12 protein-coding genes and 1 pseudogene are annotated in these 13,792 nt (G+C 64.5%); 8 read left to right on the forward strand and 5 right to left on the reverse strand.

Annotated elements, in window-relative coordinates; genetic code table 11:
* Positions 1-107: 107 nt before the first annotated feature.
* From KSS94_RS05990 to KSS94_RS06000, 3 genes are all read right to left on the reverse strand, one after another.
* On the reverse strand, positions 108-311 hold the full coding sequence (locus tag KSS94_RS05990) for an SEC-C metal-binding domain-containing protein (RefSeq protein ID WP_110701992.1): 204 nt from the start codon (positions 309-311) through the stop codon (positions 108-110).
* Between the two features lie 61 nt (positions 312-372).
* A complete protein-coding gene (locus KSS94_RS05995; protein WP_217842113.1) occupies positions 373-849 on the reverse strand; it encodes a YchJ family protein in 477 nt (158 codons plus the stop codon).
* 4 nt (positions 850-853) lie between these two features.
* Positions 854-1,348 carry a DUF6231 family protein gene (locus tag KSS94_RS06000; protein WP_217842114.1) on the reverse strand — a complete coding sequence of 165 codons (495 nt, stop codon included), beginning with the start codon at positions 1,346-1,348 and terminating at the stop codon, positions 854-856.
* Positions 1,349-1,510: 162 nt separating this feature from the next.
* On the opposite strand from KSS94_RS06000, the gene KSS94_RS06005 reads away from it, so the two are divergent.
* The 4 genes from KSS94_RS06005 (at position 1,511) to KSS94_RS06020 (ending at position 4,139) form a co-directional block, all read left to right on the forward strand.
* Positions 1,511-2,203, forward strand: coding sequence for a PA1041 family peptidoglycan-binding anchor lipoprotein (locus tag KSS94_RS06005; protein WP_217842115.1), 693 nt, complete (start codon positions 1,511-1,513; stop codon positions 2,201-2,203).
* A gap of 89 nt (positions 2,204-2,292) precedes the next feature.
* Positions 2,293-3,015: a PA1041 family peptidoglycan-binding anchor lipoprotein gene (locus tag KSS94_RS06010; RefSeq protein WP_217842116.1), complete on the forward strand. Its 723-nt coding sequence runs from the start codon at positions 2,293-2,295 to the stop codon at positions 3,013-3,015.
* Between the two features lie 97 nt (positions 3,016-3,112).
* On the forward strand, positions 3,113-3,388 hold the full coding sequence (locus tag KSS94_RS06015; RefSeq protein WP_217842117.1) for a DUF1145 domain-containing protein: 276 nt from the start codon (positions 3,113-3,115) through the stop codon (positions 3,386-3,388).
* Positions 3,381-4,139: a collagen-like protein gene (locus KSS94_RS06020; RefSeq protein ID WP_217842118.1), complete on the forward strand. Its 759-nt coding sequence runs from the start codon at positions 3,381-3,383 to the stop codon at positions 4,137-4,139. The genes KSS94_RS06015 and KSS94_RS06020 overlap by 8 nt, the downstream gene beginning before the upstream one ends.
* A 742-nt stretch (positions 4,140-4,881) precedes the next feature.
* Here the strand turns inward: KSS94_RS06020 and KSS94_RS06025 are convergent.
* Positions 4,882-6,054, reverse strand: a pseudogene (locus KSS94_RS06025) (integrase core domain-containing protein).
* Positions 6,055-6,327: 273 nt separating this feature from the next.
* Positions 6,328-6,792 (reverse strand): CopD family protein, encoded by a 465-nt coding sequence (locus tag KSS94_RS06030; protein WP_217842119.1) that lies wholly within the window; start codon positions 6,790-6,792, stop codon positions 6,328-6,330.
* Between the two features lie 98 nt (positions 6,793-6,890).
* On the opposite strand from KSS94_RS06030, the gene dinG reads away from it, so the two are divergent.
* From dinG to KSS94_RS06050, 4 genes are all read left to right on the forward strand, one after another.
* A complete protein-coding gene (gene dinG / locus KSS94_RS06035) occupies positions 6,891-9,035 on the forward strand; it encodes an ATP-dependent DNA helicase DinG (RefSeq protein ID WP_217842120.1) in 2,145 nt (714 codons plus the stop codon).
* Between the two features lie 82 nt (positions 9,036-9,117).
* Positions 9,118-11,340 (forward strand): beta-galactosidase, encoded by a 2,223-nt coding sequence (locus KSS94_RS06040; RefSeq protein ID WP_217842121.1) that lies wholly within the window; start codon positions 9,118-9,120, stop codon positions 11,338-11,340.
* A 207-nt stretch (positions 11,341-11,547) separates the two neighbouring features.
* Complete coding sequence (locus KSS94_RS06045; RefSeq protein ID WP_217842122.1) at positions 11,548-12,693, forward strand: serine hydrolase domain-containing protein; 1,146 nt, start codon at positions 11,548-11,550, stop codon at positions 12,691-12,693.
* A gap of 98 nt (positions 12,694-12,791) precedes the next feature.
* Positions 12,792-13,778 (forward strand): OmpA family protein, encoded by a 987-nt coding sequence (locus KSS94_RS06050; protein ID WP_217842123.1) that lies wholly within the window; start codon positions 12,792-12,794, stop codon positions 13,776-13,778.
* Positions 13,779-13,792 lie beyond the last annotated feature (14 nt).

Here is a 13,792-nt window from a genome sequence, read left to right on the forward strand (position 1 = left end):
TTTATTTACCAGTGGTCATGCAGCGCGGGGCAGGCCCGCTCCCACACGTTTGTCGTGGGAGCGGGCGTGCCCCGCGATGTTGTGCTCGGCGCGTTGGGCTTCGCCGATCAGGCGCCGTGGCACTTCTTGAATTTCTTCTCGCTGCCGCATGGGCATGGGTCGTTGCGGCCAACGTCCTTCAGGGCGTTGCGCACCGGCTCCTGGTGGCCGTGGTTGCAGTGCGGGCCGTGCACATGGCCGTGATCGTGGTCGTGGTGATGGTCGTGACCATGGTCGCAGTCGGGGCCATGGACATGGGGTTGTTGGGTCATTGCGGGGTACTCCGGTTGAAGATGGCCGCGATTATCTCACCACTGGCCGACAAGTGCAGCGTCAGCCTGTGATGTAGCTGGCGCAGCACTTCTTGAACTTGTGCCCGCTGGTGCAGGGGCAGGGGTCGTTGCGCCCGGCCTTGAGCGGTACCGTCGGGTCGATGAAGTACCAGCGGCCCTTGTTCTGCACGAACGCCGAGCGTTCGCGGTGCTGGTGGTCGCCCTGTGCATCGTGCCAGCGGGCGGTGAAGGTGACGAAGGCATGTTCGGGCTGCCCGCCGAGCACCTCGGCGCCTTCCACCTCCAGCCCCAGCCAGGTGCTCTGGGCGCTCCAGGCGCTGATCGCCGGGCGGTCCAGGCCGGCCTGCTGGGCCGGCAGGGTGGTCGCCACCAGGTAGTCGACCAACCCCAGCACATAGGCGCTGTAGCGCGAGCGCATCAGCGTCTGCGCGTCGGGCGCCGGGGTGCCGGCGTGATAACGCCCGCAGCAGGCATCGAGCAGGTTGCCACTGCCGCATGGGCAGACCGAGACACTCATTGAATCACCACCAGTACTTGCCGAAGTTTTGCGGGTTGGCCCAGAACTTGGCGTTGAGCCAGTCCGGGACCTGTTTGTAGTCATGCAGATCATAGGTGAACAGGCTCAGCTCCTGCCCGTCACGCTGGAATTTTTCACTGGCCGACAGTGCCAGCGAGAAAAAGTCGGTGGCCTGCCAGCCGCAGGCGGCCAGGTCGGCCAGCACCGCAACGCGGCTGGCGTTGAGGTTGCGGATGCCGCCCAGCAGTTGCAGGCCATCGCGTTTGGGCAGGTGTTCAAGGCACCCCACCAGCAGCGCCAGGTCGAAGCGTTGCGCGGCCAGTGCATCAGGCAGCGCGCCGGGCGCGGCCAGCTCGATGCGGGTGTCGGGGTGAGCCTCGGCAAAGGCATCCAGCGCCGGAAAGCGGCTGCCTACCAGCAGCAGGGTGCGCGGGGCGAAGCGCTCGAGCAGGGCGGCCAGGGCCTGTTGCGGCGTGCGGGGTGAGACAGCGTTGGTCATTGCCATTCCTCGTTCAGGTCGCTCAAGACTAACGGTCCTGAGGTTTTGGGCAAAGAGGCAAGGGGCTGAGGTCATGGCTTATTGCTGGCAGAGCGGTAAACGGCGGTCTTTACTCCCAGAGCGTCGGTTTTGTACCGATTCCCCCTATGGAGAGGCAACAAGATGAGCATAGTACGCACAGCGATACCCCTGGTTCTGCTCACCAGTGTGTTGACTGGTTGTGCAGGTTTGCAAAAAACCGACTGGCCGAAGTGTGCTGCCGTCGGGGGCGTGGGCGGCGCGGCCCTGGGCGCCATCGAGAGTTCCAGCTGGGCGGGTTGGGGCGCCTTGCTCGGTGGCGGCCTGGCGGCGGGCTACTGCTGGGCCCATGGTGATGGCGACGAAGATGGCGATGGTGTGCCGGACAGCCGCGACAAGTGCCCCGGCACCCCGCGCGGCGTGCAGGTGGACGCCAACGGTTGCCCGCCGGCGCCGGCGCCAGTGGCTGAAGAAGTGGTGGTACAGAAGGAAGAGGTCATCGTCATTCGTGACGTGCACTTCGAGTTCGACTCGGCGCGCCTGACCGCCACCGACAAAGAACGCCTGAACACCGTGGCCACACGCCTCAAGCAAGAGGCTCCGAGTGCGCGCCTGAGCGTTACCGGGCACACCGACAGCGTCGGCTCCGACCGCTATAACCAGAAGCTCTCCGAGCGCCGCGCGCATTCGGTGACCGATTACCTGGTCGAAAGCGGCGTGCCGCGCAGTAGCTTCGTTTCGGTGGTGGGGGCCGGTGAAACCCAACCGGTGGCTGATAACGCCACGGCCGACGGGCGGGCGATGAACCGCCGTACCGAGATCAAGATCCAGCGTTAAGCGCCGTGCGTCCGCGCCTTGAGAAGTGGCGCGGGCGCGTCTTTACTCCTGGGTGACCGGTAGTGGCCGGTGACACAGGAGCATTCAGCATGAGTGTAATGTCGAAGGCGGCGCTGCCGCTGGTGCTGGCCACCGGGCTGCTGGCCGGTTGCGCCACCCACAGCGATGGCAGTGCGCCCCTCAATCAAAGGACCTGGCCTCTGTGCAGCCTGCTCGGCGGGCTGGTTGGCGGTGGCCTCGGCGCCATCGAAAGCTCCAGCTGGGCAGCCGGTGCCGGGGCTGCCGGGGTGATCGCCGGTGGCCTGATCTGCTATGCCCAGGATGGCGACGAGGATGGCGATGGCGTCTTCGACCGCCGCGACCGTTGCCCAGATACACCGGCCGGCACGCAAGTTGACCACATGGGCTGCCCGTTGCCCCAGTACCCGCCTGTGCAACCCAAGCCTGAGCCGGTTGCTGCAGCGCCCGAAGTGATCACCCTCGATGACCAGGGCCAGGTATTGTTCGCCTTCAACTCCGCCGAGCTCAACGACGGGGCCCGGCAGCGCCTGCAAAGCCTGATGCCGAAGCTGGGCGACCCCAGCGTGGGCAGCGTCAAGGTAATCGGCCATACCGACAGCGTGGGCTCGGACAGCTACAACCAGGGGCTGTCCGAACGTCGGGCCAGCAGCGTCGCCGAGTACCTGATCAGCCAGGGGCTGGCGCCGCAGAAGGTCACCAGCCAGGGCCGCGGCGAAAGCGAGCCTGTAGCCGACAACGACACTGACGAGGGCCGGGCGCATAACCGACGGGTGGAATTGCACCTGAACTGACCCTCTGGCGCGTGCCCCTGCAACAGGGGTACTGTTGCCGGCGCGGTTCGCTCGAACGAGCCGCGCCGACATAACAAAAAACCAGTGGGGGCGGGGTATGAAATTCATCCTGGGCCTGGGCAAGGCGCTGACGGTGGTGTTCTGGTGGATCGTGCTGGTCAACCTGTTCATGCCGCAGCCGCTACCGATCAATCTGTTGATCAATGCCGCCGGTATCGTGCTGCTGACGCTGCATGTGCTGGAGGTGCTGTTTTTCAATGCCAGCCTGCGCGGGCGCAGCCACCGCTGGTTCGACCGGTTGCAGATTCTGCTCACCGGCATTTTCCATGTGATGTCCATCCCCAAACCTGAAGAGGCGTCTAGCCGTGCGTAAACTGTTGTTGCTGGCCGCCTTGGCCGTGCCCATGGCCCAGGCCGAGAGCCTTGAGGTCGCCGCCCACTCGATGCTGCGCCTGCCCAACAAGGCGGCCAGTGTGCACCTTGAGCAACTACGGGTGGCTGATTCGGCCACCCTGCTGCTGCCGGCCTCGCTCACCGAACTGAAAATCGACCACCTGGAGCTGGGGCGTGATGCGCGTATTGCCATTGCGCCGGCCGAGCATGACCTGCGTATTGTCGCGGCCAGCGCCTACCTGGGGGCTGGCAGCGAGTTCAGTGCACCGGGGGCTGCGGGCAGTTATGAGCGTGCGGCGCGGCCCGGGCGTAACCTGGATTTGCGCCTGGAGGCGTTGGAGGCCGATCAGTTGGCCATCGATGCCCGGGGTGGTGCGGGGGCGCCGGGGTATGTCGGGCTCGACGGGGCCAATGGCAAGCCTGGGGGATGCACCTGGGGGCAGGCCAGCCGTGGGGCCAATGGCGATGATGGGGGGAATGGGCATGATGGTGCTGCCGGGGGGCGGGTTCGCCTGGCGGTGCCTGATGGTTTTGCCCAGGAGCGGATTGTGGTGCGGCTTGATGGCGGGGCGGCGGGTAAGCCTGGGGCAGCCGGCAAGCCTGGCAAGGGCGGGGCCAGCAAGGGGTGCCTGGTATATCGCACCGATGCGGGGGGCAATGGGCGGCCTGGGGCCGAGGGGGCGCCTGGGTTGGCGGGGGCTTCTGGGGAGTTGATATTGCAGCGGTTGTGATTTTTGGGTTGGTCGTTGGTTGGTTGGCTGGTTTTGGAAGTTGTAGGCGCATTCATTATTTGTAGTGACGCTTATTCACCTTTCCGCCCTTACGGCGGCTTACTTTGGTCTTGGCCAAAGTAAGCAAAGCCGCTCGCTCCCATCATCCGGCCCCTACGCTTCGCTCCGGGGTTCCCTCACTCCGGGCTTGCTCCGGGGGTACGCGCCGACGGGCCGTCCCTGGCCCGATCGGCGCTCGACCGGCATCCATGCCGGTCGCCCCCCTACGCAATCCCTGCGTTCGGCCTCCTGAAGTCGCGAAGTTAGGGGCGGCGCCTGCATTGGCGCAGCTAACCGCTAGTTGCCACCGTGGGAGCTCAGGATTTGATCGCGGGGCAAGCCCGCTCCTACAGTAAGTGTGCGATCAGCGTGGGAGCGGGCTTGCCCCGCGATGGCGTCAGCACAAACAACACATCAACAACAATCAAACCAACATTCCAGCTCTTGATCTGGCTCTTGATCTGGCTTCTAAGTGCGCAATAGTCCAGGCAACACAAATCGCGACTTCAGGAGGCCGAGCGTAGGGATTGCGTAGGAGGGCGACCGGCATGGATGCCGGTCGAGCGCCGATCGGGCCAGGGACGGCCCGTCGGCGCGTACCTCCGGAGCAAGCCCGGAGCGAGGGAACCCCCGGAGCGCAGCGTAGGGGGCCGGATGATGGGAGCATGTACGGGCCACCCACATGGGTTACACAAAAGTTCACTCACATAGGTGACAACACCTGAAGTGTTACATAACCATCATCGGCATCTCGCTCATCGATCCTGCCGAGAATGATTGGGCCGAAAATAACATCCCACACCCCATCCCCGACCTGCTCCAGCCCAATGGTCTGATGCTTGAGCACGTAACCTACGTAGATCCTCAAACCCCGACGGTTGACGATGCCACTTCGATCAGCTGGCAGACTCTCGATATGACTGGGGTAAGTCATTTCAGGTAGTTTTTCCGGGAACGGGCGTGGCGAAGGCTGATAGCAGGACGCTGGTGTTTTCTGCTTCAGTGCTTCGTGGAGCCGCTCGTAATTGTAGTGCTGCCGGAAGCGGTCGAAGTGCCGTTGTTGAGCCTCCCAAGCCACTGCGGGAGGTGACGGAAGCGTACTTTTGAGTGTTCGGTGCATACGCTCGTGCCGACCATTTTGCTCCGGTCTGCCAGGCGCAATACGTTCAGGAATAATGCCCAGGCGCAGCCACCAAATGGACAGCTGGGAGAGCCCCGCACGCCCTTTGCTGGCAAACGGCACGCCGTTATCGGTTCGGATACGTTCAGGTAGCCCGTTCTCGCGAAAGACCTCAGTGAACACAGCCTGTGTCTCCAGGAAGTTCGTGTTGGCCATACTGTGGCACGCAAGCAAGAAACGACTGGCGTGATCCATGATCGTCAACGGATAGCACCAGACCCCAGCGCCTGTCAGAAACTGGCCTTTGTAGTCCGCACTGAATAGCTGATTGGGCGACTCCGCTTTTTCCAGCGGCTTGGGATAGACCGCCACACGCTGGCGCAGGCGTCGCGGCTTGATCAGCTCGGCCTTCTTGAGGATGTTGTAGATCGTTGTCTTGGAAGGGGCGCCTCGTCAGGAAAACGCTCCTGTAAAGCTGCCTGGATTTTCTTGGGGCCAGGCTCCGTCTGGCCCTGACCACGCAATTCGATGATGGCCTCACGAACGGCGACGGGCACAATCTTGCGTCAGCCGACGACGGCTGCGTTCCTCCAAGCCTGGCGGACCATCGTTCTCGTAACGCTCTACCCATTTGTAACCGGTCTTTCGACTGATCTCGTAGGCCTCGCAAAGGGCGCTGAAGCTAGGCGCCCCATGGAGATAGTCCGCGATGAAAAGCAATTTCATGTCCATAGGTTTCAGCTCTCGCCAAGGCATGGTCAGACCCTCGAAAAACCGACCATGCCAGTTAAAAACTGTTACCTATGTGCGTGAACTGATTTGTCACCTATGTGGGTGAGTCATACCAGCAAGGATTTTTTGGTGACTTTTTGATCCTTCAAAAAGTTACCCGCCGTAAGGGCGGAAAGGTGACGAAAAGCGCATATCGTCAACGAATGCGCATACATCTACCAAAGCAATCACCCTAAAGTCCCGAACCCGAACCCGAACCCGAACCCGAACCGAACCCGAACCCGAACCCGAACCCGATCAAATCAAAACCCGAGAACTCGCCACAACCACCACCCCAACCCCAATCAGAAGATTAACCCCCACCATCCGCCGAATCCGCCCCAAAACCCCAGCCCCCGAAGCCCAATCCTCAGCCTGCACCGCCGCGCGAAGCTCAGGCAGCAATAACGACTGAATCCGCATGAACAGCGCAAACATCACGATCCCGCCGCCGATCATCACCTGAACGTACCGCGGCGCGGTCTCGAACCCGGCAAAGCGCAGGTGGATCATGCCCACCCCGCTGACAGCCAGAATCGCCACCGCCAGCCAGACCCATCTGAAGAACCGCTGGAAAACCTCCACCCACAAACGCAACCGCGCAGGCCCCTCCAGGGCCGCAACCGTTGCCGGGCGTAGCACCAGCCAGGCGAAGAACATCCCGCCAACCCACACCAGGGCGGCCAGGACATGCAGTGTGTAGGGCAGGGCAAAGGCGAGCATCCGGATCTCCATGCGGCACAAAGGGCAATAGCGGGGTATGATAGCCGGCCCATGCGAAACACTGAAAATATATCCAGCCCTCCGGGCGCCCGCAGACCATGATCAGTACCGAACTCAAAGCCACCATCCAGGGCGCCTACTCGCGTTTCCTCGAAGCCAAAAGCCTCAAGCCGCGCTACGGCCAGCGCCTGATGATCGCCGAAGTGGCCAAGGTGCTCGGCGACATCGCCACCGACGACGAAGGCCGCCGTGCGGGCGAACCTGCCGTGGTGGCGGTTGAGGCCGGCACCGGTACCGGCAAGACGGTCGCCTACAGCCTGGCCGCCATTCCGGCCGCCAAGGCCGCCGGCAAGCGCCTGGTGATCGCCACCGCCACCGTGGCGCTGCAAGAGCAGATCGTGTTCAAGGACCTGCCCGACCTGATGCGCAACAGCGGCCTGAACTTCAGCTTCGCCCTGGCCAAGGGGCGTGGCCGCTACCTGTGCCTGTCCAAGCTCGACGTGCTGCTGCAAGAAGGCCACGCCCAGTCGGCCACCGCCCAGCTGTTCGAGGAAGAGGGCTTTAGGATCGAGGTCGACGAGCGCAGCCAGAAGCTGTTCAACAGCATGATCGAGAAACTCGCCGGTAACCGTTGGGACGGCGACCGCGACAGCTGGACCGAGACCATCGAAGACCAGGACTGGGCACGCCTGACCACCGACCACGGCCAGTGCACCGGTCGGCATTGCCCGAATTTCCAGCAGTGCGTGTTCTACAAGGCCCGCGAAGGCATGGGCAAGGTCGATGTGATCGTCACCAACCACGACATGGTGCTGGCCGACCTGGCGCTGGGCGGCGGCGCGGTGCTGCCCGACCCGCGCGACACCCTGTACGTGTTCGACGAAGGCCACCACCTGCCCGACAAGGCCATCGGCCACTTCGCCCATTATTCGCGCCTGCGCTCCACCGCCGAATGGCTGGAGCAGACCGCCAAGAACCTCACCAAGCTGCTGGCCCAGCACCCGCTGCCCGGTGACCTGGGCCGCTATATAGAGCAAGTGCCGGAGTTGGCGCGCGAGGTGCGCACACAGCAGCAGTTCATGTTCACCCTGTGCGAGCAGGTGGCGGATTTCCGGGCCGGCGAGGACATGGAAGGCCGCGACCGCCCGCGCTACCGCTTCGAAGGCGGCGTGGTACCCGAGCAGATCCGCGAAGTCGGCATCGAGCTGAAAAAAGGCTTCGCCCGCCTCAATGACCTGTTCACCCGCCTGGCCGACCTGCTCAAGGAAGGCATGGACGGCGAGAACAACATCGGCATCGCCAGCCACCAGGCCGAGGAGTGGTACCCGCTGTTCGGCAGCCTGGTGACCCGCGCCCAGAGCAACTGGGAGCTGTGGACCGCATTCACCGCCGAAGACCCGGAAGACAACCCGCCCATGGCCCGTTGGCTGACCCTGGCCGAAAACGGTGCGTTGTTCGACATCGAGGTCAACGCCAGCCCCATCCTGGCCGCCGAGATGCTGCGCAAGAGCCTGTGGAACGTCGCCTACGGCGCCTTGGTCACCTCCGCCACGCTGACCGCCCTGGGCAAGTTCGACCGTTTCCGCATGCGCTCGGGCCTGCCCCGCGATGCCGTGCAGTGTGTGGTGCCCAGCCCCTTCGTACACGGCGACGCCGGGCTTTTGCGGGTGCCAGACCTGGGTGCCGACCCGCGCGATGCCACTGCGCATACTGCGGCGATCATCCGCGAACTGCCGGCCATGGTCGAAGACGCTCGTGGCGCGCTGGTGCTGTTCTCGTCGCGTAAACAGATGCAGGACGTGTTCGATGGCCTGGACCGAGACTGGCGCAAGCTGGTGCTGATCCAGGGCAACCTGTCCAAGCAGGAAACCCTGAACAAGCACAAGGCGCGGGTCGATGACGGTCAGCACAGCGTGCTGTTCGGCCTGGCCAGCTTTGCCGAGGGTGTCGACTTGCCCGGCGCCTATTGTGAGCACGTGGTGATCGCGAAGATCCCGTTTGCGGTGCCGGACGACCCGGTCGAGGCGGCTTTGGCCGAGTGGATCGAGGCCCGCGGCGGCAACCCGTTCATGGAAATCGCCGTGCCCGACGCCTCGCTGCGCCTGATCCAGGCCTGCGGCCGACTGCTGCGCACCGAGCAGGACCGCGGCGTGATCAGTTTGCTCGACCGGCGCCTGGTCACCCAGCGCTACGGCAAGGCTATTCTCAACGCACTGCCGCCATTCAGGCGGGAAATCGACTGACCGCCGGAGCACGACGCGCCGGCCCCGTTGTCCATCACTCAGTCGCGAGCCCATGAGGGCTCAGAAGGAGAGCAACCGCCCCATGATCCGTCGCACCCTGCCCGCCATGCTCACCCTGTTGTTCAGCGCACCTCTGCTCGCTGGGCAACAGACGTTGTTCAGTTTCGTGCGCCCCGCCTCGGTGGTGAACGTCGTCACCCAGGACGCCGGGATGCCGCAGTACAACGCCGAGCAGACGGCCGAAGGCGAAGTGTTGCGGCGGGTGGTGTTCAATCCGGTGGCAAAGCCGACGCTGCAACTCACCCCGCAGGCCGGGGCCTGGGACTGGTCGGCCGGGCGCTACCTCACCCTGCGTTTGCAAAGTGCCATGGACTGGGCGCTGACCGTGGATGTGCAGGTGCAGGGCAGCGACGGGCGCACCCTCAGCAGCCGCATCGACCTGCCGGCGGGCCCGGCGCAGACGGTGATGATTCCGCTCACCGCCAGTTCGCCGCTGAGCCAGGGCATGCGTGCCGGCCCGCCGATGCCCTGGGCCCACGAAGGCCAGCGCCTGTTGCTGGCCAGCAGCAGCGGCGAGCTTGACCTCAAGCAGGTGATCTCGGTCAGCCTGAGCATCCCCAACCCCAAGGTCGCCCAGAGCCTGCTGATCGAAAAGGTCGGGCTGCAGGACGACGACCTGGCTTACCAGGCTGCCTACAGCCAGCTGGTCGACAGCTATGGCCAGTCCACCCGTGGCAACTGGCCGGAGAAGGTCGCAAGCGACGATCAACTCAAAGCCGCCGACAACCGCGAGCAAGCGCAGCTCAAGGCCTGGCTGCTCGAGCGCGACAAGCTCGGCCTGGACCCGTACGGCGGCCTGCAGGCCGGCCCGGCGTTCGAAGCCAAGGGTTTCTTCCGTACCGAAAAACGTGACGGGCGCTGGCACCTGGTAACCCCCGACGGCCACCCGTTCTACTCGCTGGGGGTCAATGCGGTTGCTGCCGACGGTGGGCGCACCTACGTACAAGGCCGCGAAGGCATGTTCAAGGGCCTGCCCGCCGAGGGCGATGCCCTGGCGGCTTTCTATGGCCAGGGCAACAACGACGACGGCAATGCCTCGTCGCAAGGGCGTGGGTTCAAGCAGGGGCGCTGGTTCGACTTCTATGCCGCCAACCTGCAACGTACCTACGGCAAGCCCTGCTCGGGCGCTACCGAGGCCTGCCCGCCACTGGCGCTCGATGCGCCGCGCTGGCAAACGCACACCCTCGACCGCCTGCAGGCCTGGGGCTTCAATACCCTCGGCAACTGGAGCGACCCGGGCCTGGAGCAGGCCCGGCGCATGCCCTACACCTTGCCGCTGGCGATCGTCGGCGATTACGCCAGCATCAGTACCGGCATGGACTGGTGGGGGCGCATGCCTGACCCGTTCGACCCGCGCTTTGCCATGGCCACCGAACGCGCGGTGGCCATCGCTGCCCGCGATCACCGCGACGATCCCTGGCTGATTGGCTACTTCGCCGACAACGAACTGGCCTGGGCAGCCCCGGGGGATGACCCCAAGGCCCGCTATGGCCTGGCCTACGGCACCTTGCGCCTGACCACCGACGTGCCGGCCAAGCGCGCGTTCCTCAAGCAACTGCGTGACAAGTACCGTAACCAGGAAGGGTTGTCGAAGGCCTGGGGCATCGAGCTGAGCGCGTGGGAATTGATGGAAGACCCAGGTTTCGAGGCACCGATGCCCAACCCCGAACACCCGGAAATCGAGCGCGACTACCAGTATTTCCAGCTGGTGTTCGCCCAGACCTACTTCAAGACCATTTCCGATGCGCTCAAATGGCACGCGCCGAACCACCTGCTGCTGGGTGGGCGCTATGCGGTGAGCACGCCCGAGGCGGTCAAGGCCTGTGCCGAGTTCTGCGATGTGTTGAGTTTCAACTTCTATACCCTCAAGCCCGAGGATGGTTACGACTTCGCCCGCCTGGCCGAGCTGGATAAACCGGTGCTGGTCTCGGAGTTCCAGTTCGGCTCCCGTGACCGCGGCCCGTTCTGGCCCGGCCCGGTGGAGGTGGCGCGTGAAGAGGATCGCGGCCCGGCTTACGCCAACTTCCTCAAGGCTGCCCTGGCCCAGCCGATGATCGTTGGCGCGCACTGGTTCCAGTACCTCGACCAGCCTGCCAGCGGTCGGCTGCTGGACGGCGAGAACGGGCACCTGGGTTTGGTGGGCATCACCGATGTGGCCTACCCGGGCTTTGTCGAGGCGGTGCGCCGGAGCAACCTGCAACTGACCACGCAATTGCGCGCTCAGTTGCAAAAGCCCGCGCCCTAAGCGGCCCCTTGTAGGCGCCGGCTTGCCGGCGATAGGGCCATCAGCGTTGGCAACAGGCCCGGCTTCATTGCCGGCAAGCCGGCGCCTACAGGTTGCTACCTTGTTTCATTTGCGCAACCAACCACCCAGCCATCTCCAGTAGGCAAACCGTCCAACTACTGAAACAATGCACGCCTTTGCCAGCCAGGTCGTTCGGAGAGGTAGCGGGTGCAGATCCAGGGTCACTATGAGCTGAAGTTCGAGGCGGTGCGCGATGCCTTCGCCGCGTTGTTCGAGGATCCCCAGGAGCGTGGCGCGGCGCTGTGCATCCAGGTCGGCGGGCAGACCGTGGTCGACCTGTGGGCCGGCAGCGCCGACAAGGACGGCCACGAGGTTTGGCACAGCGACACCATCGCCAACCTGTTCTCCTGCACCAAGACCTTCACTGCCGTCACCGCCCTGCAACTGGTGGGTGAGGGCAAGCTGGCCCTCGACGCCCCCGTGGCCCGCTACTGGCCGGAGTTCGCCCAGGCCGGCAAGGACAATGTCACCCTGCGCCAACTGCTCAGCCACCGCGCCGGGCTGCCGGCCATTCGCCAGCTGCTGCCGGCTGAGGCGCTCTACGACTGGCAAGTGATGGTCGATGCCCTGGCCGCCGAGGCTCCCTGGTGGGCGCCGGGTACTGAACATGGCTACGCCGCCATTACTTACGGTTGGCTGATCGGCGAGCTGATTCGCCGCGCCGATGGCCGTGGCCCGGGTGATTCCATCGTGGCGCGTACCGCACGGCCGCTGGGCCTGGACTTCCACGTGGGCCTGGCCGATGAAGAATTCCACCGCGTGGCGCACATCGCCCGTGGCAAGGGTAACCCCGGCGATGCTGCTGCCCAGCGCCTGCTGCAGGTGACCATGCGCGAGCCCGAGGCACTGTCGACCCGCGCCTTCACCAACCCGCCGGCGATCCTCACCAGCACAAACAAACCCGAATGGCGGCGCATGCAGCAGCCGGCGGCCAACGGCCACGGCAATGCCCGCAGCCTGGCCGGCTTCTATGCCGGTCTGCTGGATGGCAGCCTGCTGGAGTCCGAACTGCTCGACGAACTGACCCGCGAGCACAGCCTGGGCCAGGACCGTACCTTGCTCACCCAGACCCGCTTCGGCCTTGGCTGCATGCTCGACCAGCCGGAGGTGGCCAACGCCACCTTCGGCCTTGGCGCCCGCGCCTTTGGCCACCCGGGTGCCGGTGGCTCGGTGGGCTTTGCCGACCCCGAACACGACGTGGCCTTTGGCTTTGTCACCAACACCCTCGGCCCCTATGTGCTGATGGACCCGCGCGCGCAGAAGCTGGTGCGGGTACTGGGCGGTTGCCTTTGATCGGGTAACGCGGGTATTGCCCGGGCCCTTTGACTATTCTCAATGCCAACGCCTGATTGCGTGGGCAAAATTCCTTTCTATTTCATGGTGTATCGCTGATGTCTTCACATAAAACCTTAGCACTCGCCCTGTGCCTGGCCATGACCGGCTGCGCCAGCCACTCGCAGGAGACGTCGAAGGACGGCGGCCTGAGCTGGTGGCCGTTTGGCTCCGATAAAGTCGCTGACAAGGAAGTGAAGGCCGCCGTTACCGAAAACGTCGCCAAGGCTGACGCCAAGTCTGAGAGCAGCAGCCGCTGGTGGTGGCCGTTCGGCGGTGACGACAGCAAAGTGCAAGCCACGGCCGCCGTGCCGAAGATCGACCAGAAGGCCACCCAGGCCTGGCTTGACCAGTACGAACCCAAGGTGCGCGAGGCTATCAAGGGCAGCAAGTTCGAGCTGGAGCGCCGCGAAGATGTGCTGGCAGTGACCATCCCGGTGGATGGCGCCTACAACCCGGACCGCCCGAACATGCTGCTGCCGGTTACCCTCGGCCCGATCACCCAGGTAGCCAAGGCCATCGAAGCCGACAGCAAGACCGCCATCCTGATCCTAGGTCACGCTGACAACACCGGCGCCACCGCTGCCAACCAGAAGCTCAGCCTGGAGCGCGCCGCCTCGGTATCGGCGATCTTCCGCTTGAGCGGCCTGCAGCGTGACCGCCTGATGCTCAAGGGTATGGGCTCGCTGATGCCGCGTGCGGCCAACGACAGCGCTGCCGGCCGCGCCTTGAACCGCCGCGTGGAACTGCTGCTGACTCCGCAGAACACCATGGTTGCGCTGCTGGCCAAGTACCAGCAGCCGGTACCGCCTGCTGCACCTGCCGCGCTGGTAGCTACCCAGGACGTCAAGGCCCCGGCCGCCGCTGCCAAGCCGGCCGTCAAGCCAGCCGGCAAACCTGCGGCGAAAAAGCCGGTCGCCAAAGCTAAAGCCCCGGCCAAGGCCACCGCTGCCGCCAAGAAGAAAGCTGCCCCGGCAAAACCTGCCGCGAAGAAGGCCGCCACCGACAAGAAAGTCGCCGCCAACAGCCCTGCGAAGACCAACTGATCGTCAAGGAAACG

Source organism: Pseudomonas fakonensis (assembly GCF_019139895.1).
In the GTDB taxonomy this organism is placed as follows: domain Bacteria; phylum Pseudomonadota; class Gammaproteobacteria; order Pseudomonadales; family Pseudomonadaceae; genus Aquipseudomonas; species Aquipseudomonas fakonensis.

Excerpts from the sequence above, each read along its gene's own strand:
- KSS94_RS05990 (WP_110701992.1), bottom strand. The coding sequence starts at position 311 with ATGACCCAACAACCCCATGTCCATGGCCCCGACTGCGACCATGGTCAC.
- KSS94_RS05995 (WP_217842113.1), bottom strand. The coding sequence starts at position 849 with ATGAGTGTCTCGGTCTGCCCATGCGGCAGTGGCAACCTGCTCGATGCC.
- KSS94_RS06000 (WP_217842114.1), bottom strand. The coding sequence starts at position 1,348 with ATGACCAACGCTGTCTCACCCCGCACGCCGCAACAGGCCCTGGCCGCC.
- KSS94_RS06005 (WP_217842115.1), top strand. The coding sequence starts at position 1,511 with ATGAGCATAGTACGCACAGCGATACCCCTGGTTCTGCTCACCAGTGTG.
- KSS94_RS06010 (WP_217842116.1), top strand. The coding sequence starts at position 2,293 with ATGAGTGTAATGTCGAAGGCGGCGCTGCCGCTGGTGCTGGCCACCGGG.
- KSS94_RS06015 (WP_217842117.1), top strand. The coding sequence starts at position 3,113 with ATGAAATTCATCCTGGGCCTGGGCAAGGCGCTGACGGTGGTGTTCTGG.
- KSS94_RS06030 (WP_217842119.1), bottom strand. The coding sequence starts at position 6,792 with ATGCTCGCCTTTGCCCTGCCCTACACACTGCATGTCCTGGCCGCCCTG.
- dinG (WP_217842120.1), top strand. The coding sequence starts at position 6,891 with ATGATCAGTACCGAACTCAAAGCCACCATCCAGGGCGCCTACTCGCGT.
- KSS94_RS06040 (WP_217842121.1), top strand. The coding sequence starts at position 9,118 with ATGATCCGTCGCACCCTGCCCGCCATGCTCACCCTGTTGTTCAGCGCA.
- KSS94_RS06050 (WP_217842123.1), top strand. The coding sequence starts at position 12,792 with ATGTCTTCACATAAAACCTTAGCACTCGCCCTGTGCCTGGCCATGACC.